This is a genomic window from Butyrivibrio sp. AE3006, from assembly GCF_000424165.1.
Taxonomy (GTDB): Bacteria; Bacillota; Clostridia; order Lachnospirales; family Lachnospiraceae; genus Butyrivibrio.
In genome coordinates this window covers 50072-72829 of the sequence record NZ_AUJJ01000010.1, presented here as the reverse complement: position 1 = coordinate 72829, position 22758 = coordinate 50072, and the positions used below count along the sequence as shown (strand labels likewise).

Here is a 22758-nt window from a genome sequence, read left to right as displayed (position 1 = left end):
TTATGTATTATGCAAAATAGCTCCAAAGTCCGAAAACAGTAAGGAATACCAAAATCACGGGAAGTACCAGCTTAAAGTACCACTTAAGGGCAAGACTCATTTTGATACCAACACCGCTGTTGACCTCTTCAATATAATTATCAAATCCCCAGCCGTACTTGCTTGTACAGAACAGGCAGCATATAAGTGATCCTATAGGCAGCACCAGATTACTTACAAAAAAGTCCTCAAGATCCATTATGCAATTGCCTGCTTTAAGAGGCTGAAAATCGCTCCATAAGTTAAAGCCAAGGGCACAGGGAATTGATCCCAAAGTGATAACAAGGCCTGCAAAGGCTGCTGCCCTTTTTCTGTCATATCCAAAAAGGTCTATTGAGAAACTTACATCATTTTCAAATACGCCAACCATAGTGGAAAGAGCTGCAAAGTACATGAAAAGGAAGAAGAGACTTCCGATTATTCTGCCGCCCCTCATTGATGCAAACACATTGGGAAGGGTTATGAAAATAAGGCTTGGTCCCTTATCCGGTGCTACTCCGTATGCAAAGCAGGCGGGAATAGTGATAAGACCTGCAACTATTGCAACAAAGGTATCAAGACCTGCCACCAGCATAGCTTCGCCCACAAGGCTTCGATCCTTTTTTATATAGCTGCCAAAAATCTCCATACCGCCCATTCCAAGGCTAAGTGTGAAAAAGCTCTGGTTCAAAGCGCCGTAGAGTACGTTTCCGATACCTACTTTTCTGACATTTTCCATGTTGGGCATAAGATAAAACTTAACGCCTTCGATTGATCCGGGAAGCATCAGTGAATAGATACCAAGTCCGATCATTATAATGATCAGCATGATCATCATTATCTTCGTGATCTTTTCAACTCCCTTTTCAAGACCCATGGAAGTGATGAACACAGTTATCAGCATTGTGACACCCATGAAAAATATCAGGATTCTTGGGCTGCTCATCATTGTGCCATAAAGCTCTTCTATTTTTTCAGGACTCTGACGCTGGAAAGCTCCCATCAAAGCCAGCACAAAATATCTGAGTATCCATCCGGATACTACGGAATAAAACATAAGAAGAATATAGTTTCCTGCGATGGCAAAGTATCCGTAAATATGCCACTTACTACCTTTAGGCTCAAGCTTTTTAAATGCTGAAAGTACGCTGAGACGACTTGATCTACCTATGGCGTACTCCATGGTCATTATCGGCACTCCAAGAATAAGTAAAAACAATACATAGACAAGTACAAACAGACCGCCGCCGTTTTCTCCAACCATGTATGGGAATCGCCACACATTACCAATTCCTATTGCGCACCCTGCTGAAAGCAGAATAAATCCCAATCTGCTTCCAATTGATTCTCTTTCTTTCATTACTAAACTCCAAATTACTTTTTATTTCTTAAATTTCGCTTTATGCCCTTTATAATCCGGCATTAGCAAGGAAGTTATCGACATATTCCATGTAGCCTGCAGGATCATCAATTACTCCTTCAATGTGAGCGCTGTTTACGTATGCAATACTCTTTACCTGGCTTCCTACATTTTCGTATACTTTTTCAACCATCTCAGGAAGGCAGACTGTATCCTTTTCTGATACAAAAATCAGTGTAGGGAGCTGATCATTTGCTACAACCTTGATTGTATCGCCATCATCCCAGTTAACATGATAGAAAAGCTTTGAGTAAAGTTTTCCGGTTTCTATAAAATATGATGTCACAAATGACTCCATCTCTACCGGATCATCATCTGCAATGACACTTTTGATCATATACTCCATACCGGGAACAGGGCTGTCACAGATAACCGCATCTGCCGCATCTTCCGCGCCGGGTGTTACATTTGATGCATAAACCGCTGTAACCTGAGCCCCCATGGACTGACCATGCACGATGACTTCACTGTTTCCAAGATCATTTCTTGCATACTTTACAAGAGCCTTTACATCAAGTGCTTCATGAACTCCAAAAGTCACCTTTTCATCAGGATTAAGTCCGTGACCTCTGTCATCAAAAGCAATTACATCATAGCCTCTCTCTAAGTACTGCTGTGCAAGAGGATAGGTACTTACCCTGTCTCCGCCTGCGCCGTGAACAAGTATTACGCACTTGTCACTGCCCATATCAAAATATGTTCCCGGAACAACATTTCCATCCTCTGCTGTTGCAGAAATCTCCACGCCTTTATGTGCTGCATTAAAACCATCCAGATCAAAACCATATGTCGCCATCTGTTTAATCGAATTTCCCTGGGTATCGTTGCCCTTATTCTGATAAAACACGCCGTCTGTAACAAGCTTTGCCATTCCGATGGTGCCCACTATTATCAGCACCAACAATACACCTAAAATGATTTTTGCTATCTTAATTACTATCTTTTTCACTTCTATTTACCCCAATATCCTTTCTATTAAAATCTTCCTTCTCTGTCATCCATAAAAAATACAAAATTAAAACGAACCTCGCTGTCTTATTTTTTACTATTTCTTTCTGTGGTTTATCTTAGGTGAAATCAAACAGACTCATCTGTTTAAATTTTTCCGGAAACTCATTCATATATGAAAAGCAATCATCCGGCTTATACATCATATTGTTAGCTTTGCAAACTCTTCGCATAAGCGCAAACAGTGCCCTTGAATTGGGACTTGGAACCTCATAGGCATTACCATAGGTAGTAATGTATTTTTGCCTGAGCCCCGGAAAATGCTTATCCAGAGCAGCATAATAATACTCTCTGTCGCCCTCTCTCAGAGTAAGTCCCATACCAAAATTGATGATGCCCTTAACCCCTGTCTGTGCGCAGGCATCAAGTATCTGTCCCACGTTTTCTTCCGTGTCATTTATAAAAGGAAGAATCGGTGACAGCCACACCACAGTAGGAATCCCTCTTTTTTGCATCTTAGACAGAACCTCTATCCTTCTTTTGGTGTTACATACGTTAGGCTCCAAAATGCTGCAAAGCTCATCATCAAAGGTAGTAAGTGTAATCTGAATAACGCACTTTGTTTTCCTGTTTATCTCATCAAGAAGATCGATGTCTCTTAAAATCCTGTCGGACTTTGTCTGAATAGCAAGGCCAAATCCATACTGATTGATTATCTCCAGACACTTCCTTGTTAATCCCAGCTCTTCCTCGCAGTGCATATATGGATCAGACATTGAACCTGTTCCTATCATGCACTTTTTTCTCTTCGATTTAAGGGCAGCCTCCAAAAGCTGCGGCGCATTCTGCTTAACCTCGATATCCTCAAAGGGATGTGTGAACTGATAGCACTTACTTCTGCTGTCACAATAAATACAGCCGTGGGTACATCCTCTGTAAATGTTCATCCCACAGCGCCCGTCGCTTGTTATGAGTATTCCTTTTGCATCTACAAAATGCATATCATCACTCTTTCCTTATATACCAACTGTAGCCGTAGAAAATCAGCTTCCTTTCAAGGTCTTCAAAAACAGGTCTTAGTGACTCCGTCATCCAGCTTCTGGCCTCGTCTTCCGATATTTCTCCGCCTTCAATTCTGGCATTAACATTGGACTGGATAAGCATAAAGTTTACAAAGTCTTCAAGAGTAAAACCATACTCCATCTCATACTCTGTCTGCTTTTCCATTCTGAATCCGTCAATCAGATCCTGCTGGCTCCATTTATTCTCTTTTCTTGGTGGTTTGGGAAACTTCTTAAGATACTCATTCTGGTACCATGCTGTATAAGCGCTGTTTCCTGCCATTTTATCAGTGATACCAAAATCATAGATAACTATCAGTGCTTTATCAGAAACTACCTCTTTCATATTCTCCATGAACCGCTTTTCATCAACCCAGTTTATGCAGCCTGCTGCCGTGACGATGTCGTATTTTTCATCCGGCACTTTGGTCTCCTCTGCCTTAGCCACATAGAATGAAAAAGCCTTATCGCTGTAGATCTCTTTACACACCTCTACCATAGAATCAGCGATATCCGTTCCGGTTACCTTTTCGCAGATAAGCTTAAGAGCTTTTGTGGAAAGTCCCGCTCCGCAGCCAACATCCAGACCGTTTCTGAAAAGATAGCCTTCAGAGAGTTCTAAATCCTCCAGCAATCTGTCCATTACGCTTTTATGGAGCCATGGCCTCTTCAAGTAACCCTCAGCGATTCTTTTCGAATCAAAAGATTTGTTATTCATTTGTATTACCCCTTAACTTTTCTCTTTATCCCCTACAAGAAAAATTAACCCAGAACTTCATTATATTTGATTATCTACCGCTCTGCAAAGCAAATAGTAGAAAACATATTTGCACTTTAAAAAACCTTGCAAATTATTCAGGAATTCGGTATATTATTCACTAATAAAGACATAGGCGTCTGCTAGAATTAGTGGGCGCCTTTTTTGGATTTATAGACCTTACAGTCTTTATTGGGGAGGAGGGGTATCTTGAGACCTGTTATCGGTTTGATTCCGCTTTATGATGATGATAAAGAGAGCTACTGGATGCTTCCCGGCTATATGAAAGCTATCGAAGAGGCGGGCGGTCTGCCCATAATGCTGCCGCTTACATCTGATGAAGATGAGCTTGATGAAGCATATAGTCTTTGTAATGGTCTGCTTTTTACAGGCGGTCATGATGTGTCTCCCGATGTATACGGCGAGATAGCAAAAAAGACCTGCGGAAAGCCCTGCATCATAAGAGATAGGATGGAGTGTTATCTTATTGATAAATGTCTTCGGGATGATAAACCGCTCCTTGGTATCTGCCGCGGTATTCAGCTTTTAAATGCACATCTTGGAGGTACTTTGTACCAGGATCTTCCCACAGAATATCAGTGCAGCGTAGAACATCACATGACGCCGCCCTATGATAGAAAAGCCCATGACGTAGAAGTTTTTGACAACACGCTTTTAGCAAAAATCATTGGCAGTGGAATCCACGAGGTAAACAGCTACCACCATCAGGCTATAAGGGAGCTGTCCCCGGAAGTCACTAAAATGGCCGTTTCAGAAGACGGACTTATTGAGGCAATCGCTGTGAATAACCACAGATTTGCAATAGGGGTGCAATGGCACCCGGAGTTTTCCTATTATAATAATGAGGAAAGCATGAAAATAGTAACAGCATTCGTAAATGAATGCAGAAAAGGAAGGAGTATATAGTTATGAAAAAAAGAATGTTGGCACTGGTAATGAGTTGTTTAATGGTAGCTGCAACCGGCTGCGGTGGTACCGGAACAGAATCATCTGATGGAGCAGCACAGACTGAAGCCGCTGAGACAACAGAAGCTACTGAAACTGCAGAAACTACAACTTCTGACGCTTCAGGCAAGGTTTGGAAAATCGCAACAGATACAGCTTTCAAACCCTTTGAGTACACTGATGACAACGGCAACTTCGTAGGAATCGATATGGATATCCTCGATGCAGTTGCTAAGGACCAGGGCTTTGAATATGAAGTACAGGTTCTTGGATGGGACGCATCAATCGCTGCATGTCAGGCAGGACAGGCCGATGGTATGATCGCAGGCGCATCAATCACAGACGAGAGAAAAGAATCAGGCTGGATCTTCTCAGATGGTTATTATGATGCAAACCAGAGTATGGCAGTTGAAGCATCTTCAGACATCACAGGCTTTGATGACCTTGATGGAAAATCAGTTGCTGTAAAGACAGGTACCATGAGTGCTACATACGCAGAGAGCCTTGCTGATCAGTATGGCTTCACAGTTACTTACTTTGAGGATTCACCCACCATGTATCAGGCAGTTGTAGGCGGACAGGTTGCTGCTACATTTGATGACACACCGATCATGGCTGCAAATATCAAGGATACAGGCATCTCCATGAAGCTTGTTGATGGCACAGGCAACGATCCTGCATCATATGGTTTTGCTATTTTCAATGCAGACAACCAGGAGCTTGTTGATATGTTCAACAAGGGTCTTGCAAACATCAAGTCAAACGGTACCTACGACGAGATCATTGCTAAATATCTTGGTGAATAAAAGGTTTGCTGTTTCAACAAATCCGCCGGGCAGGTCTTTCCTGCCCGGTTCTATGAGGAATTTATTCTATGGTTAAAATAATTTCAGTTTACGGAGGGATGCTACTTGTAGCCCTCGGAAGAACTCTCCTGCTTGCTCTTTTAGGTTTGTTCTTTGCATGTATAATCGGTATGATCTTCGGAATCATGGGTGTTCTGAAAAACAGAGTATCTAATGTAATATCCCAGATTTTCGTCGACGTAATTCGCGGCGTGCCTATGATCGTTCTGGCGTTCTTTGTCTATTTTGGAGTACCGTATTTCTTTAATACAATAATCGGCGGTTTTTCCATAAGTCTCACTGCACTTCAGGCTGGTACCATCTGTCTTGCCCTTAACTGTGGTGCTTATATGGCAGAGATTGTCCGCGCAGGTATTCAGTCTGTAGATAAGGGTCAGATGGAAGCTGCCCGCTCCCTTGGTCTTACCTACGGCATGGCCATGAGAAAGGTCGTACTGCCTCAGGCTATCCGCACTATGATTCCTACATTCATCAATCAGTTTATTATCACACTGAAGGATACATCTATCCTGTCAGTAATCGGATTTCCGGAGCTTGTTAACACCGCTAAAAATGTTCAGGCTAACACCTTCATGTCCTTCCAGACATGGGCTATCGTTGGAATTATGTATCTGATTGTTATCACTATCCTTTCACGAAGTGCAAAGGTAGTTGAAAGGAGGCTTAGCGTTGGCAGATAAAGGCGAAATCAAAATTAAAGTAGAGCATTTAAAGAAAAGCTTTGGTAGTCTTGAGGTCCTTAAGGACATTTCAACAGAGATCACAAAGGGTGAAGTGGTATGTGTAATCGGTCCCTCCGGTTCAGGTAAGTCCACCTTCCTTCGCTGTCTCAATAAGCTTGAAAAAGTCACTTCCGGCACAATTGTGATAGATGGAAATGACATCACTCAGAAACAGGTAAATATCAACCATGTCCGTGAAAACATCGGAATGGTATTCCAGCACTTTAATCTTTTTAACAATCTGAATATAATGGATAACCTTACACTTGCTCCCGTGCAGCTGAAAAAATGCTCAAAGGAGGAAGCAGTAACAAGAGCTAAAAACATGCTTAAAAAGGTTGGACTTGAAGATAAATCCGAGAGCTATCCAAGCCAGCTCTCCGGCGGTCAGAAGCAGCGTGTTGCAATTGCAAGAGCACTTTGCATGCAGCCCGATATTATGCTTTTCGACGAGCCCACATCAGCGCTTGATCCCGAGATGGTCGGTGAAGTTCTGCAGGTTATGAAGGATCTGGCAGCAGATGGAATGACCATGGTTATCGTTACTCACGAGATGGGCTTTGCCAGAGAAGTCGCTGACAGAGTCATATTCATGGATGGAGGCTTCATCGTAGAAGAAGGCACTCCGCAGGAAGTTTTATTAAATCCAAAGGAGGAAAGAACCATCGATTTCCTGAACAAGGTTCTTTAAGATTGATTCATGAAAAATATAATTACAATCAGCAGACAATTTGGAGCAGGTGGAAGCACAATAGGTCAGGCAGTTGCCGACAGACTTGGCTACTACTACTGTGACAAGGATATGATATTAAAGGCAGCCATGGAGAGCGGTTCACTTTCACCTGAAGAGGTTCGCTACTATGACGAGCGTGTTCCCCGAGAATGGGGCTTTGGACAGAGTCTTTTTGATTTCTACAACAAGCCTCTTGATGAAAGACTTTTCGTAGCACAAAGAGAAGCAATAAAAAAAGTTGCCGAAAAGGGCAACTGCGTAATTGTGGGACGTAATGCAAATATAATCCTTAAGGAGTTTGACAAAACTCTCCACGTTTTCATAGCTGCATCCGAGCGCTTCAGACTTGAGCGTATGCAGAAAAAAATGCCCGATATGTCTGAGGACAAAGTTCTTGAACACCTTCACTCAGTAGATAAGGCAAGAAAAAAATACTGCAAGTACTACACTCATACCGAATTCGGTAATGCGGCTTATTATGACCTTTGCGTAAAAAGCTCATCCCTTGGAATCGAAACAAGTGTAGACCTTATTTGCGACGCAGCAAAACGTTGATATTACATTAAATTAAAATGCTTCACATAGCATCCTTACGGGGAACCCTGTAGTCCGGAATTCCAAGAATCTTTGCAGCCTTTGTAAAGTATTCTTCTTCGATATACGGCCAGTCTACAGGGTTTCCTGTTTCTTTTTCCTGAAGAATCATGGCCTTATTAATAAGTTCAGGGGTTACATCCTTCCCTGTTTTTAATATGTGCTCATTATTGACTACAAACCATTTTCCTTTTTCCATAAGTCCTTTTTCATAAAGGGCATCTATTACATAATCCACATCATAGGGCAGGTTCAAAAACTCTGCTTCCCAGGAAGGACCTTCCGGTTCATTTTCATCAAAACCATGCAAAATAAGACACTGCGCCAACCCCGGTGCACTTATGGCAATACCTGTAGATCCGGTGTTGAAATAGTGCTTCCCATTATGGTGGCATTCGCCCTGAACGTGAGTGTGCCCACCAACGATATAGTCTGCATCTATCTTTTCAAGCCACTTTTTCGCAGTATCGTCGTGAAATAAAAGAAGCTCACGATTGTTAACCGGAGATCCGTGACAGCAGATTATGTCAGGGTATCCCTCACATTTGTATCTATAGCTGATTGGAAGCGACTCAAAGAAATCCAAATCCTCATTTGTCAAAAGCTCATAGGTGTAAAGAAGATTCCCGCTGGCAGAATTGTATAGCCATAAGGGTGCATCCGACTCGCCGCGAAGAACCCTCCTTTGACCCAAAAGGTAATCCTCACGATTTCCTCTTATTGCTGTCACCTTGTATTTTTTTATAAGCTCGTAAATATACTGCATAGTTTCGGCAGTATCCGTGGTATCTGAGACATAGTCTCCAAGCAGGATAAACTCTGTTATTCCTCTTTCCGTCATATACTGAACTGCTGTTTTGAAAGCAGTATAGTTACTGTGTATATCTCCAATTACGCCGATCTGTTTTTTCATGTTGTCATCCTCAGGTCTAATATCTTTTTTGTTTGCATAGCGATATTTTAACCTTATTCTTATTTTGAGGCAACAAACATCCCCGGGTCCTTTGGGAGCTTCAAGATTCCATTTGTCTTAGCAAGCATCGCCTCATTTATTCGTAGGCAAGCATATTGCCGAGGGAAATCGAAAAGCCGATGGCTTCATACATTTTAACATCACAATCTGCGCAGCCTACTGTCAACGAACCAACCTTACTCTCAGCGTATGCATAGCTTACTAATTCTCTTGCAATTCCACTGTGCCTGTATTTGGGTGTAATGTAGAAGTCCTCAAAGACACCGCTGACTGCATAGTTGAAGGTCGAAAAGCCCTTTGTAACAGAGCAGCACCCGGCCAGTTTATCACCGTCAAAAGCTCCGTAAAATTCTATTACTTCTCTTTCGATAGCTTTTCCCAAAGCCTTCATATCCTGCTCAGAAGGCGCATCCTCGCCTATTTCGTTCTTGTAGGCCTTCTGCAATTCCCATAGTTCGTTTATTTTGTCGCTTGAAATTCTGCAATAATCCATTTTCATACCTTTCTGGCTATGGCAGTAAACTCGCCGGGAAGCTTGTCGTCCTCCCATGCAGGATGCTCATCGAAACACACCAGTGTGAATCCTGCATCTATGATGCCGTTTATAATTTCGCTAATCGTATACTTCCTGTACTTACATTTAGGAATCTGCCTGCGAATCTCCTCATCATAGAACCTGGCATGGGCCATCTCGCCTTCAAATACCTCCGAATAAAAATACCCGGGAGTGGGCTGACCGAATTTCAAAATATCAGCTATCTTGGTGAAGGGATGAAAATCGCTGCAAATCAGTTTTCCATAAGGCTTAAGAAGGCAATACATGATGTTCATGAATTCGCCAATGTCATGAAAATAGTGGAGAATACCGCCTTCCATAAATACCACATCGAAGTACCCTGCATACTTTTCCATATCAATCTTAAGGATGTCACACACCTCACAATTTATTGATACTCCTGCCGCATCTGCGGTTTCCATGGCATATTTTTTGTTATCCTCGGAAATATCGAATATGGTAACTTCGGATCCAAGAAGCGCCAGCGGTATGGCCTTCTTTCCGCAGGAGCCGCAGATATTTGCTACTTTTACTCCCTCAAAAGAATCAAAATAACCCGCATGCTGCTTTAGCATTTTTCTTGGATCCGCTTTATCCTTAGCTGCTCTCTCAGCAGGCGTTCCCGCTGTTCTGACCCAGAAGTTATAGGCATCAAACTCCCATGCTTTTTTGTGCTGCTCGCTGTAATCGTCCGTTTGTACTTTCTCTGTTGTTTCCTGCATGTTTTCCCCTTTTTATTATTTGTGATTTCAGATATACATTTTCATACCGTTTTTACCGGGCCCGTCCTCATAGGCTTCACTAGTCAAATAAAAGGAGTCATGTATTTCTGCATAACTCCTTTCACTCTTAATTACAAAATCTTATTACAAATTCCATCCAAAGCAGTTTTCAACAAGCTTTACCGTATCATCTACAGATCTGCTATTATCCCGCTCTATCCAATTGAATTCACTCTTCTTAATGGAATCGTAAACCTTCCTGTTAAGATTACATAAAGTCTCATTACAGTTAGCCTTGGCTGCTTCCGGATTTGTAGCACTTTCTATAAATTCCTTGAAATCCTGATGGTCCGGCCTGTTGCAATACTCATCAATCAGATTGACAGGTTCGCGAATCATAAACACAATCCTTGATGGATCAGTCAATTTTTCCGCCTGCTCCAATGTCAGATGACAATCGCAGATAATACGTCCATTTTGAGATAGTCTCATAAGATCCAAAATCACAAAATCCAGCTGCTCTCTGGTGTTATCAAGAAGCCATTTTTTGTACTCCTCAACACTTCTTCCGAAGAACTCATCTGCATCTCTGAAAACTTTGTTCATGTTGGGCTGATGCTCTTTGTCTGAAATAGCCTGATGCTCAGGAAAACGCTCATCGATGTCATACACCGGTATGCCATATTTCTTTCCCAGTGCTCTTGAAACAGTGGTTTTTCCTCCGCAAGGTGTACCTGTAATAAAATAAACGTTTCGTAAATACTCTTTTATTATATCGTCTTGAAATTCCATTTGTAATCTCCTTAAATTAAATAGTTTATTGTTCCTGATTACAAGGCACGAAACTATTTATTAAGGTTTCATGCCTATTAGAAATTTCGAAGCTTTAAAAACATAACCATATCGATATCCTCCAAAATAATTTACTAATTATCGACAGCAACATTGCAATTATAGCACTGTTCTTTCTGAAAGCATACCTGTAAACTACATAATTCCCAACGATTCGCCAGAAAATTATGTATTCGCAATAATTTAATCCATACCAAGCTTACTGCGAAGTTCTGTAAGTGTCGGAGCCTTTGAATCCTTCTCCGAGATCTGATTTAGATCATTTGTATCAATTTCAATAGGCCAATTAATACCAAGCTCAGGAGCTAACGGGCAAAGTGCGGTTCCAGGCATTCCCGGCGCCCATTCATTATCAAAAAAGTACAGGTATTCACTATCTTCCAGGGCCTGGAATCCGTTACATACGCCCTGTGGAACAAATACCTGAACCCCGGGAGTGATATAAACAGTCTGAACTGCACCAAAGGTTTTACTGCCAGGTCTTGTGTCCACATAAACGCCAAAGACAGAACCATACGCCACCGTAACAAGCTTATTCATAGCTTCGCCGTGAAGTCCGCGAACAGCCCCCTTCTTTGTTCTTGTAAGGTTAATCTGCTTCCATCCTGTCACTGTTCTGGGAAGAACTTCTGAATGAATGCTGCTGCGAAACAGTTCGCGAACAGTTCCGCGGTCATCCGTAGCGCTTTTTACATTTATTATTTTCAATCCCTCTATACTGGAATCCATTGCCTCAAATGGCTCAATGTGTGTACTCATAATCATTTCTCCAATCTATAATATTTGAAATCGCCTTCCTCTTTGATAAACTCAAATCCCAGTTTATCAAGTATATGCTGACTTCTAACATTCTTTACAACAGTATCTGCGTTTACAGCAATCATGCCAAGCTCTTCAAATGCATACTGGATAGCCAGGCGTTCGGCCTGCGTCCCATATCCCTTTCCTTTAACAGCATCATTTTGCATGTGAATGCTAAGAGTGCATTCTTTTTTGTCCTGATCAATCTGCTTAAGCTGGACCTCGCCTATAGGCCTGTCTCCAAGCATTACTGCAAACAATCTGCGGGATGGTTCCTGTTTGGAATCATAGTATCTGTCAACCGCTTCCTCCCTATAATTATACGGTTTAAACAGCGACATATCCATATATATGGAATCATCGTTTTCCCAGTTTTTATATAGCTCATGACACAGTTCTCTGGTCATGATGTTTAAGGTTACTTTATCCAAATTCTCTACTCCTGAAATATCCTTATACAATAGCCAAAATATGTCGCAGGAATCAGGTTCCATATCCTTGTTCATTGCACAGGGATCCACATTGCAATCCTTAATCTTAGTATTGAAGCCAAGACGCCTATAAAGCTTTATATTAAGTTCTTCTGTTTCGTCTACGCCTATGGTTACTCCGGTGAAGCCTCTATCTGCCAGCTCTTTTACCGCCTTCTCGATCAGTGCTGTTCCTATGCCCTGTCTGCGATAATTCTCCTGCACACGGAATGCACATAAGTAAGCTGTTTTAGTGCCATCTGCAAAGTCCTTATCATCAAGATTCAGAAACACATACAGCTCACCAATTAGCTTTCCATCATCCTCTGCAGTCCAAAAGATTGCATTTCCTCTTTTTTCAAAAGCTCTGCAAGATAACCTGCCTCTGAACGAAGAGGTTTTAAATCTGTGTCAAACCAGAATCTCCATCCAGAATGCAGAATAATCTCTGCCTCAGCTTTTTTCACAAGCTTCGACAACAGCCTAACCTTTTCAGTATCTATGTATTTTCCGTCACTTATTTCTCTTTGATGATCAGCATTCCAGAAATTGGAATTAAGAACCCCATCAATATCTAAGAATATTACTTTCCCCATAGTAACCCAACAAACTCCTTATTCCGCCCTACTCATAAAAGCCAGGATGTAATCATATTCTTTATTATATTAGAATTTATGGGCTGTTGAGAAGCTTCAAAAGTCATAATCATATTTTTTCCTAATTGATAACCACTTTCTTCATAAGAATTGATTTTAGCAACATTCTTGTTAGCATAATTCTCATCGTCCATCATCCCAAAGTGTTCCCAGATATACTCTTTTCGTGTCCTAATATTAAGGCATGTGAAATCAGGGCTCACTATACCTCTTTTCCCTAATTTGAGTGGACATTCGTATTTATATGGCACTCCATATTTCTCCAGCATATTTGCGATAATTATTTCTGACTTTGATCTGACTCTTATCCCGCTATCTGAATAGTATTCTGCCGAACCTTCATCAAATCCCATAGGGTCATATGGTTTTTCTTTCCATCGTTTTATATATTCCTCATCCGATGTTATAAGCGGCTTTACAAGCAGTTTTCTCTTATCACTTAAACCTTCATATATTGAACTGATATCATTTTCCTTAATACACTCAAGATACTTAGTTATCTCCTTGAGTTCTTTTTTTATCACTCTAGCCAGCTTTTTATCATAGTCTTTTTGAGCCAGCTTCCTAGCAATATCTCTATTTTTCTTAGGTATGAGCTCTCCGTTTGTATCCCCCGTCTTTTTTATCCAATAATACAAGGCATAGCTGTTTCTATCCTGCACTCTTAAATGGCCTTCCGGTGAACTATTTATTGATGCTTCTCTATCCATAATCAGCTTTTCCAGCACTGCTTTCCTTCTACTGACTTTGCTTATCCATTCACTGTCATATCCAGTTCTCTGTTCTGTTTTATTATTTACTTCCTCCATTTTGTTTTGATATCTCCTATTTCTAATACTAATTCATTCCTCACAATAATCCTTATTACAAACGGTATCTATATTCCAATTTCAAGAAGCCCACTTGCCGGTTTCATCCTTTTTACACAACATATATAAGAGAACTCCTTAAGCAATATTTATATACCTATTTCTCACAACTCTTCGATGCCAGGTATATAAATTAAATAATTAGATATAACTTATATACTTTTCTATCTGCTTTTCCTAACTTCCTACCTCAAATAATTCATTGAGCGCAGAAAAAAGTATATAAGAAATCAGTATATTTCTATCTTATATACCAGCTCTACTCCACAACCTTGCAAATAGGTATATAAACCATATAAGTATTTTTGTCTTATATACCAGCTCCACCCCACCGCTTACAAAAAGGTATATAAATCCATATGTTTGGAATATCTTAGCCACTTTATGATTAAAGCAACCATTCAAAAGAATTATTGAAAAGAAAACTTTCCTAAATCCATCGACTACTATACAAAATGATCAATAGATTGTAAAGAGCAAATCTACGACAAAACGGCGTCAAAGGCAAAACAAAAAGCCTGCAAAACCTGATAAACACAGGCCTTGCAGGCGATTATCCGTTACTCCATTTCGATTGTTCCCGGAGGCTTGGAGGTGAGATCGTACATTACTCTGTTGACTCCCTTAACCTCGTTAATGATTCTGTTCATTACCGTCTGCAGAATCTCCCATGGAACGTTAGTAGCATCTGCTGTCATGAAGTCAGATGTATTTACTGCGCGGAGCGCTACTGCATAATCATAGGTTCTGAAATCACCCATAACACCAACGGATCGCATATTTGTCAGTGCTGCAAAATACTGAGCAGGAAGCCATTCGGGATTCTTGCCGTTCTCTTCCTTGTAAGCAGCAGCTGCCTTGCCAATCTCCTCGCGGTAGATGGCATCTGCATCCTGTACGATACGAACCTTCTCAGCTGTAACTTCACCGATGATACGGATTCCAAGTCCCGGTCCGGGGAATGGCTGTCTGAAAACGAGATGCTCAGGAATACCAAGCTCAAGTCCTGATGCTCTTACCTCATCCTTAAACAGCATGCGAAGTGGCTCGATGATCTCTTTAAAATCAACATAATCCGGAAGACCGCCTACATTGTGGTGAGACTTGATAACTGCACCTTCGCCGATTCCGCTCTCTACAACATCGGGGTAGATAGTACCCTGTACAAGGAAATCAACGGCTCCGATTTTCTTGGCCTCTTCCTCAAATACACGGATGAACATCTCACCGATGATCTTTCTCTTCTTCTCAGGCTCTTCAACACCCTTAAGTGCCTCATAGAATCTGTCCTGAGCATTTACTCTTATAAAGTTAAGGTCGTATGCGCCGTTTGGTCCAAATACTGCCTCAACCTCGTCGCCTTCATTCTTTCTAAGAAGACCGTGATCTACAAATACGCAGGTAAGCTGCTTACCGATAGCCTTACTCATAAGTACGGCTGCAACTGATGAATCAACGCCGCCTGAAAGAGCGCAAAGAGCGCGGCCGTTTCCAACCTTCTCTCTGATCTCGGCGATACTTCTCTCAACGAAGTCTGCCATCTTCCAGTCGCCTGCACACTTACATACATTCATTACAAAATTCCTGAGCATAATAGTTCCGCACTCAGTATGCATAACTTCCGGATGGAACTGAACAGCATAAATCTTTCTGTCAGCATTCTCCATAGCTGCTACCGGGCAATTAGGTGTATGAGCTGTAATCCTGAAGCTCTCGGGAGCCTTTGCTATATAGTCTGTATGGCTCATCCAGGTTGTAACTACTTTATGACCTTCGCTATCCTCTCTTACAGGAACGCCGTCCTCGTTCTCCGTAAGGCCTGCGAACAATTCAGATGCAGGATCAAGATAAGTCTCTGTCTTACCGTACTCACTTAAAGGCGCTGTCTTAACTTCGCCTCCGTTCAAAAATGCAGTAAGCTGTGCGCCGTAGCAGATTCCAAGAACCGGAATGCCCAGCTCATAAAGCTCCTTCTCACACAATACTGCCTGATCGCCGTACACACTGTTGGGGCCACCTGTTAAAATGATGCCCTTGGGATTCATCTCTTTAAGCTTATCAAGCCCGATGTTATAGGGATGGATCTCGCAGTAAACGTTGCACTCACGAACACGTCTGGCTATCAGCTGCTTATACTGTCCGCCAAAGTCAAGAACTACAACCATTTCTCTTGCCATATTTTCTCACTTTCTGATCTTTTTTCTGATGAATCATGCTCATGCAAAGTAAAATCCACCTCGCACTCACAATATTTTCATCACACCACTAAACTAACATATATGTTGACCTTAAAAATTGCAAGTAAAACCATTATAAAATATACATTAACTAAATCATCCGCCAAGTCATTAAAGCCATTTAAATCAATCCGTTAAGCTCCTGATAAAGCCTCTTCGCGTAGCTGTCTGTCATACCACATACATAATCCGTAACCAGAAGAAGCCTTAGATAAAGCTTTTCTTCCTCAGATTTTCCTTCAGAGTAAATCTGATAAATCTTCTTATAGTTGTTAGAGATAAAAGAAATCATTCTGGAATCAATAGGCCTTAGCTTTGAATCTGTGTCAAAATGAATTGCCGCAGGAACCAGTCTGTCCAAAAGATACGTCAGTATCTGATCTGCACTTACCTCTATCTTCAAAATTGGTTCTGAATTGAAGGCATACTTAATTGCTATTTCTCCAAGAGCATCAACGATATGCTTACCTTCGGCAACATGCTCTTTATTATCCGGTCTATCTCCCGAATTATCTCCGCCGTCATTGCTGTTACCAGCCTCTTCTTGCGTCTTACTTCCATAGACTTTACCGCTTCCTTCAAGAAGTTCACTTCCAAAGGAACCATCCATAATACTCTTGTAGTTTGCAGCAAAGCCCTCCGTAGCAAGATAAATGAGTTTACCCTGAACAGCAACAACCCAGTTCGAAACGGCATATTCACCCGGATCACTTACGCCAAGCTCGATACCTTTTCCATATCTGTATTTAAGTGAATCAAGGAGCTGTCTGTAGATTTTATCGGATTGATCCTCAAAGCATCTGCTCTCAAGCTCACGTACCAGCAAGTCAAAGCTAATGAGTCCCTTCTTATACGCATCCTCTATGTCGGCAGTTCTGTAAGCAATATCATCTGCCGCTTCAAGAATAAATGTAAGAGGATGTCTTCTTCCTTTTAATCCGCAGGATTCCTGAATATCATTAAAAAGCTCTCTGTCCGCATAATAATATCCCATCTTATGACAGCAGATGTCGGGACTCTTCTTGTCCACCTCAAGGGATGATACAGGGTACTTGATGATAGTTGCAAGCAGAGCCTTTGTCAGGTTCATACCATGCTCGTCCACAAGATAGTGAAGTTTTGATACCACGCGAAGCGCCTGGGTATTACCTTCAAAGTTATAAAAATCTCCCAGCATCTGAGGATTCAAAATCTCTGTTATAGGCTTACCTGAAAACTCCTGATCAGGAAGCTTGTTCTTGAACCACTCTCTGATAACAGTTTCGCCAAAATGTCCAAAGGGCGGATTACCTATATCATGAAGGAGTCCTGCACACTGCAAAATATCGCAGATATCCTGCTGATATGAGGGCAGAAAACTCTCATCCTTAATCTCTGCCAAAATCTTTCTTGCTATATTTTGTCCAAGGGACTTACAAAAGGAGGAAACCTCCAAAGAATGAGTCAGTCTGGTCCTTACAAAATCAGACTGATCAAGCGGAAAAACCTGTGTCTTATCCTGAAGGCGCCTGAAAGACGCACTTCCGATTATTCTGTGATAATCCTTTTCAAACTCACTGCGAAGATCATTTGAGCCTTCTCTCTTTTTGATAGATCTGACTCTGTCTTCACAAAGCAATTTACTCCATTCCAAATCTCTATCCTCTTATATAAATCTTCTGATGGTAAGAATTGTTCTATAGGTTGCGTTTTCGTATTTTATTCCGGTACGGGCGGTACTAGCATGAACTATACGTCCGCCGCCAAGATATATCGCCACATGTCCGCCGTAGTAGATAACATCTCCGGGCTGAGCATTCTCATAGGACACTGCCTTTCCGTATGCTGCCTGAGCATAGGATGATCTGGGCACACTGATTCCAAAGGCCTGATATACTGCATAAACAAAACCGGAGCAATCCGCACCATTGGTAAGACTGGTGCCGCCTGCAACGTACGGATTACCTACAAACTTACATGCATAATTAGCTATACTCTGCCCTGTAGCTGAGCCTGTAGGTGCTGCAGCCTCTGCGCTCTTTGACGAGCTGCTATCCGATGCATTGCCTGCTGATGCAGAATCTGTATCTGCATCATCGTCATCTTCATCATCCTCATCAGTATTTGCCTGCGCAAGAGCCTCTTCCGCTGCCTTTTTGCTGGCTTCTTCAGCAGCCTTCTTCTTTGCTGCCTCCTCAGCCTCTTTAGATGCCGCTTCATCTGCGGCTTTCTTGGTCTTTTTAACTTCGGCTTCCTTGGAGTCGATCTTTGCCTGCAATTCCTTTATCTCCGAGGTTTGCTTCTGAAGCTGTGCAGAATATACTGCCGCATCCTGCTTTGCCTTAGCCAGCTGCACATCAAAGTTGGCAAATTTTTTCTTATAATTGGCAATAACCGTCTCAGTGTATTTCTGCTCTTCCTCCAGCTCATACTTGGAGGTCTCAAGCTCTGACTTTGCTTCTGCCAGCTGATCGCCATATTCCTCTGCGGCGTTTTTAGCTGCCACATATTCGCCGAGCTTTGTCCTGTCATATTCATACAAAGACTCTACATACTCTGCTTTATTAAGAAGATCATCAAAGCTCTGGGCCTGCAAAAGAAGCTCTGCATAGCTAAGCTCGCCCTTTTCATACATGTAGCGTATGCGCTTTTTCATAGCTTCGTAGAGCTCTTCTTCTAGAGCCTTGGCCTCGTCATACTCTGCCTGGGTCTGAACAATTTTCTCTTCAGTATCTGTGATGTCTGCCTGAATCAGATCGATACTTGTAAGGAGTCCCACAAGCTCTTCATTTGCAGCATCCAGCTCAGCCTGAATCTCTGCCTGCTCACCCTCTATTGCACTAATATTCTGATTTGCACTATTAAGTCCGCTCTGACTGGACCTCTTCTCTGATTCCAGAGCATCCTGTTTTTTTTCGAGCTCCTTCTGTTCTTTTTCAAGCTCCTTCTGCTGCTTTTTTAACTCCTCACTGGTTGTTGCAAAGGCCGGTGACCCGGAATTAAAAAGCATCGCCGCAGCAAGTACTGTACATATATATTTATTAAAAGATTTGAATTTAAATCTTCGCATATTTCCCCATCATTCATGCAGATAGATATCCGCAAAATCTCCAACAAAATTTTATATCTAATTATAACATGATTAAGCTGTCAGCTTTTATCCTTATACATATTTCAAAAAAAATTCACATGAAAACAAAAAGAAAAAACTGTTGCCTCCTGTCAAGGAAGCAACAGTCATAAGATGCTAAAAAATTATAACTCGCAGTTACCAACTGTACGAGGGAAGGACTCAACATCGCGGATGTTGCCCATACCTGTCAGGTACATTACGCAGCGCTCAAAACCAAGACCGAAGCCTGCGTGACGAACTGAGCCATAGCGACGAAGATCAAGATAGAACTGATAATCTTCCTTCTTAAGTCCAAGCTCATCCATTCTCTTCTCAAGAGTCTCAAGATCATCCTCTCTCTGGCTTCCGCCAACAATCTCACCGATACCGGGTACAAGGCAGTCAGCTGCTGCAACAGTCTTACCATCCTCATTCAGCTTCATGTAGAAGGCTTTGATTTCCTTCGGATAGTCAGTTACAAATACAGGCTTTTTAAATACCTTCTCTGTAAGGAATCTCTCGTGCTCTGTCTGAAGATCTGAGCCCCACTCTACCTTATAATCAAACTCATCGTTATGCTCTTTGAGAATCTCAATTGCCTCTGTATATGTGATACGACCAAACTCGCTGTTTGCAACATTCTTAAGACGATCAATAAGTCCCTTATCTACGAATGAGTTGAAGAACTCCATCTCAGCAGGTGCATTCTCAAGTACATAGTTAATAACATACTTAAGCATTGCCTCGGCACAATCACAGTCATCCTTAAGATCTGCAAAGCACATCTCAGGCTCGATCATCCAGAACTCAGCTGCATGACGGGTTGTGTTTGAATTCTCAGCACGGAATGTAGGTCCGAATGTATAAACATTCTTAAATGCAAAAGCATAGGTCTCAACGTTGAGCTGACCTGAAACAGTAAGGTTAACAGGCTTGCCAAAGAAATCCTTGGTGTAATCTACTTCGCCTTCCTCATTCTTGGGAACGTTGTTAAGATCAAGAGTTGTTACCTGGAACATCTCTCCGGCACCTTCACAGTCACTTCCTGTAATAAGAGGAGTGTGAACATATACAAAGCCTCTCTCCTGGAAGAATGAGTGAATAGCATATGCAGCCAGTGATCTTACTCTGAAAACAGCCTCAAATGTGTTTGTTCTTGCACGAAGATGAGGAAGTGTTCTAAGGTACTCAAGTGAATGACGCTTAGGCTGAAGGGGATAATCGGGAGTTGAAGGTCCCTCAATCTCTATTCCTGTAGCCTGCATCTCGAAGGGCTGCTTTGCATCTGGAGTCATTACAATCTTACCTGTAGCAATGATTGCGGCACCAACATTAAGCTTACTAACCTCTGCAAAATTATTAAGCTCATCAGAATATACCACCTGAAGAGGTGAAAAATATGTACCGTCATTCAAAACAATAAATCCAATTGTCTTAGAATCACGAATGTTACGAATCCATCCGCCTACGGTTACTTCTTTGTCTGCGTACTTATCCGGCTCTCTAAAAAGCTCTCTGATATCTGTTAGTTCCATAATATGCCTCCATATTTAAACATTAGTTGTTCGAAAATTATTCTCCGTCCTCAGAAGCATCTGATGCTTCCTCAGTGTTCTCCTCTGCTGCAGTCTCTTCTGTTGCCTCTGCATCATCAGAAGGCTCAACAACATTTGCATTTGTAGCAAGGAACTCAATAACCTTCTTACTAAGAAGGCTCTCTCTGATATTCTCTACATCAACAGTCTCTTTGTATGCATCAAGACTGTCTACCTTATCAGAATCAGCAGCGCTGGCATTTGCTGTTTCCATATCGGATGTAAGCTTCTCATTAAGCTCATCCTCTGTAACCTCAATGCCTTCCTGTGCTGCTATAGCACCAAGCATGATGTACTGCTTTGCAAGCTTAAGTGCCTGCTCTGCTTTATAATCCTCAGCCTCTCCTGAATATCCTTCCTGTGACATAAGCACCTGAAGTACTGAATCAGCTGTCATTGACTGTCCGTAGCTAGCAGAATAGTACTGAGCTACCTGCTCCATCTGATCTGCGTAAAGACCTGCAAATCTGTCAAGCATAGCCTGAGGCGGATTCTCAAACATGCATCCGTTTGTAGCTGCCTCAAGTGCCTCATTCTGAACAGATGTATCATAGGATGTCTGCTTATCCTCCATGAGTTTTCCTTTTATGTAATTGCTAAGCTCATCAACTGTAGATACGCCTTCGATTCCAAGAGTTGCTACATAAGCATCGTCAAAATCGGGCTTAATGAGAATCTTGTTAACTGTTACTGTAAAAATAACATCCTTGCCTGCAAGGTCTGCATTGCTGTATGAATCAGGGAACTTAAGGTTAAGATCCAGGGTCTGACCAAGCTCTGCTCCGATAAGACCATCTTCAAAGCCATCGATAAATGTGTGAGAACCGATGGTAAGATTATATCCCTGAGCTGTACCGCCATCAAATGCCTCTCCTGAATCAGCATATTTGCCGGCGTAATCAATATTAACTGTATCTCCTGTCTGAACAGCTCTGTCAGTTACTTCTACTGTAGCTGCCATTGAATTCTGTACGTACTGGATATAGCTAGCAACCTCATCATCAGTAACTTCAGGTGAAGCAACCTCAACTGTAAGATTCTTGTAATCTCCAAGTGTTACATACTTGGATAAATCTGTGTCTTTTAAATATGCTGCGTTAGTATCATTACCTGCTTTTGAACATCCTGTAAGAGATGAAACGGTAAGAAGTGCCGCAAGCATCGCTACTGCCATCTTTTTCATAAAAAAATACTCCTCTATTACTTCCTATAAAAATAAACTTTTTTAATACTATCACAGAATTGACTATGATTAAAGTATTTTGTTGCCTGCCCGCTAAAAGAATGATAGAATACAATTTGCTAGTTAAATCAGTTTGTAGTAATTGGAGGTTAGTTTTGAGTACCGCAGCTATAGTAATGATAGTCATTTTAGTTATTTTGATCATAGCTCTTGTAGCCCTTACAATCCTTGGCAAGAGAGCACAGAAGCGTCAGGAAGAACAGCAGGCTCAGATGGAAGCTGTAAAGCAGAGTATTTCCATGCTGATCATCGACAAAAAGAGAATGCGAATCAACGAAGCAGGACTTCCTGCAGCCGTTATGGAGAACACTCCCAAGCTTCTTCGTCGTTCCAAGCTTCCGATCCTTAAGGTTAAGGTTGGTCCCCAGATCATGAATCTCGTATGTGATGAGAAGATTTTTGATTCTGTTCCTGTTAAAAAGGAAGTTAAGGCAGAAGTAAGCGGAATCTATGTACTTTCTGTTAAGGGTATTCGTGGAAGCAACGCTGCTCCCGAAGAAAAGAAGGGCTTCTGGAAGAATCTCGTTGCTAAGGCAAAGGAGAAGGCAGGAGCAAAGCCTTTATAATTTAGTTTTAAAGCTGCTGCGAAGGAAATCCTTCGCAGCTTT

The 22758-nt window shown here is 41.7% G+C and carries 23 protein-coding genes; 6 read left to right on the top strand and 17 right to left on the bottom strand.

Annotated elements, in window-relative coordinates:
• Nucleotides 1–7 precede the first annotated feature (7 nt).
• From G603_RS0106615 to G603_RS0106600, 4 genes are all read right to left on the bottom strand, one after another.
• Nucleotides 8–1378 (bottom strand): sodium-dependent transporter, encoded by a 1371-nt coding sequence (locus G603_RS0106615; RefSeq protein WP_026669711.1) that lies wholly within the window; start codon nt 1376–1378, stop codon nt 8–10.
• A gap of 49 nt (nt 1379–1427) precedes the next feature.
• Nucleotides 1428–2387, bottom strand: coding sequence for an alpha/beta hydrolase (locus tag G603_RS0106610; RefSeq protein WP_026669710.1), 960 nt, complete (start codon nt 2385–2387; stop codon nt 1428–1430).
• Between the two features lie 118 nt (nt 2388–2505).
• The gene (locus G603_RS0106605; RefSeq protein WP_026669709.1) at nt 2506–3387 is read right to left on the bottom strand and encodes an SPL family radical SAM protein; all 882 of its coding nucleotides are present in this window, start codon (nt 3385–3387) and stop codon (nt 2506–2508) included.
• Between the two features lie 4 nt (nt 3388–3391).
• On the bottom strand, nt 3392–4165 hold the full coding sequence (locus tag G603_RS0106600) for a class I SAM-dependent methyltransferase (RefSeq protein WP_026669708.1): 774 nt from the start codon (nt 4163–4165) through the stop codon (nt 3392–3394).
• 249 nt (nt 4166–4414) lie between these two features.
• On the opposite strand from G603_RS0106600, the gene G603_RS0106595 reads away from it, so the two are divergent.
• The 5 genes from G603_RS0106595 (at nt 4415) to G603_RS0106575 (ending at nt 8046) form a co-directional block, all read left to right on the top strand.
• The gene (locus tag G603_RS0106595) at nt 4415–5131 is read left to right on the top strand and encodes a gamma-glutamyl-gamma-aminobutyrate hydrolase family protein (RefSeq protein WP_242834846.1); all 717 of its coding nucleotides are present in this window, start codon (nt 4415–4417) and stop codon (nt 5129–5131) included.
• Nucleotides 5132–5133: 2 nt separating this feature from the next.
• Nucleotides 5134–5976, top strand: coding sequence for a transporter substrate-binding domain-containing protein (locus G603_RS0106590; RefSeq protein WP_026669706.1), 843 nt, complete (start codon nt 5134–5136; stop codon nt 5974–5976).
• 68 nt (nt 5977–6044) lie between these two features.
• A complete protein-coding gene (locus G603_RS0106585; RefSeq protein ID WP_026524395.1) occupies nt 6045–6716 on the top strand; it encodes an amino acid ABC transporter permease in 672 nt (223 codons plus the stop codon).
• Nucleotides 6706–7449, top strand: coding sequence for an amino acid ABC transporter ATP-binding protein (locus G603_RS0106580; protein WP_026669705.1), 744 nt, complete (start codon nt 6706–6708; stop codon nt 7447–7449). Before G603_RS0106585 ends, G603_RS0106580 begins: the two co-directional genes overlap by 11 nt.
• A 9-nt stretch (nt 7450–7458) precedes the next feature.
• Complete coding sequence (locus G603_RS0106575) at nt 7459–8046, top strand: AAA family ATPase (protein ID WP_026669704.1); 588 nt, start codon at nt 7459–7461, stop codon at nt 8044–8046.
• 22 nt (nt 8047–8068) lie between these two features.
• On the opposite strand, the gene G603_RS19515 is transcribed toward G603_RS0106575, so the two are convergent.
• From G603_RS19515 to tig, 13 genes are all read right to left on the bottom strand, one after another.
• Nucleotides 8069–8998 carry a metallophosphoesterase family protein gene (locus G603_RS19515; RefSeq protein WP_051207564.1) on the bottom strand — a complete coding sequence of 310 codons (930 nt, stop codon included), beginning with the start codon at nt 8996–8998 and terminating at the stop codon, nt 8069–8071.
• A gap of 136 nt (nt 8999–9134) precedes the next feature.
• Nucleotides 9135–9551, bottom strand: coding sequence for a GNAT family N-acetyltransferase (locus G603_RS0106565; RefSeq protein ID WP_026669703.1), 417 nt, complete (start codon nt 9549–9551; stop codon nt 9135–9137).
• Between the two features lie 2 nt (nt 9552–9553).
• Nucleotides 9554–10336, bottom strand: a complete 783-nt coding sequence (locus tag G603_RS0106560; RefSeq protein WP_026669702.1) for a class I SAM-dependent methyltransferase — start codon at nt 10334–10336, stop codon at nt 9554–9556.
• A 144-nt stretch (nt 10337–10480) separates the two neighbouring features.
• The gene (locus tag G603_RS0106555) at nt 10481–11128 is read right to left on the bottom strand and encodes an AAA family ATPase (RefSeq protein WP_026669701.1); all 648 of its coding nucleotides are present in this window, start codon (nt 11126–11128) and stop codon (nt 10481–10483) included.
• Between the two features lie 243 nt (nt 11129–11371).
• Nucleotides 11372–11947, bottom strand: coding sequence for a dTDP-4-dehydrorhamnose 3,5-epimerase family protein (locus G603_RS0106550; RefSeq protein ID WP_026669700.1), 576 nt, complete (start codon nt 11945–11947; stop codon nt 11372–11374).
• Between the two features lie 2 nt (nt 11948–11949).
• A complete protein-coding gene (locus G603_RS21385; RefSeq protein ID WP_242834850.1) occupies nt 11950–12768 on the bottom strand; it encodes a GNAT family N-acetyltransferase in 819 nt (272 codons plus the stop codon).
• Nucleotides 12768–13055 (bottom strand): HAD domain-containing protein, encoded by a 288-nt coding sequence (locus G603_RS19510; protein ID WP_051207562.1) that lies wholly within the window; start codon nt 13053–13055, stop codon nt 12768–12770. The genes G603_RS21385 and G603_RS19510 overlap by 1 nt, the downstream gene beginning before the upstream one ends.
• A 32-nt stretch (nt 13056–13087) precedes the next feature.
• The gene (locus G603_RS19505; RefSeq protein WP_051207559.1) at nt 13088–13924 is read right to left on the bottom strand and encodes a hypothetical protein; all 837 of its coding nucleotides are present in this window, start codon (nt 13922–13924) and stop codon (nt 13088–13090) included.
• A 620-nt stretch (nt 13925–14544) separates the two neighbouring features.
• Nucleotides 14545–16161, bottom strand: a complete 1617-nt coding sequence (gene guaA / locus G603_RS0106530) for a glutamine-hydrolyzing GMP synthase (protein WP_026669699.1) — start codon at nt 16159–16161, stop codon at nt 14545–14547.
• Between the two features lie 181 nt (nt 16162–16342).
• The gene (dgt, locus tag G603_RS0106525) at nt 16343–17854 is read right to left on the bottom strand and encodes a dGTP triphosphohydrolase (protein ID WP_026669698.1); all 1512 of its coding nucleotides are present in this window, start codon (nt 17852–17854) and stop codon (nt 16343–16345) included.
• 12 nt (nt 17855–17866) lie between these two features.
• The gene (locus G603_RS0106520) at nt 17867–19270 is read right to left on the bottom strand and encodes a C40 family peptidase (RefSeq protein WP_026669697.1); all 1404 of its coding nucleotides are present in this window, start codon (nt 19268–19270) and stop codon (nt 17867–17869) included.
• Nucleotides 19271–19455: 185 nt separating this feature from the next.
• Nucleotides 19456–20847 (bottom strand): asparagine--tRNA ligase, encoded by a 1392-nt coding sequence (gene asnS, locus G603_RS0106515; RefSeq protein ID WP_026524385.1) that lies wholly within the window; start codon nt 20845–20847, stop codon nt 19456–19458.
• Nucleotides 20848–20884: 37 nt separating this feature from the next.
• Complete coding sequence (gene tig, locus G603_RS0106510) at nt 20885–22090, bottom strand: trigger factor (protein ID WP_026669696.1); 1206 nt, start codon at nt 22088–22090, stop codon at nt 20885–20887.
• Between the two features lie 155 nt (nt 22091–22245).
• Between tig and G603_RS0106505 the strand changes: the two genes are divergently transcribed.
• Nucleotides 22246–22716, top strand: a complete 471-nt coding sequence (locus tag G603_RS0106505) for a hypothetical protein (RefSeq protein ID WP_026524383.1) — start codon at nt 22246–22248, stop codon at nt 22714–22716.
• Nucleotides 22717–22758 lie beyond the last annotated feature (42 nt).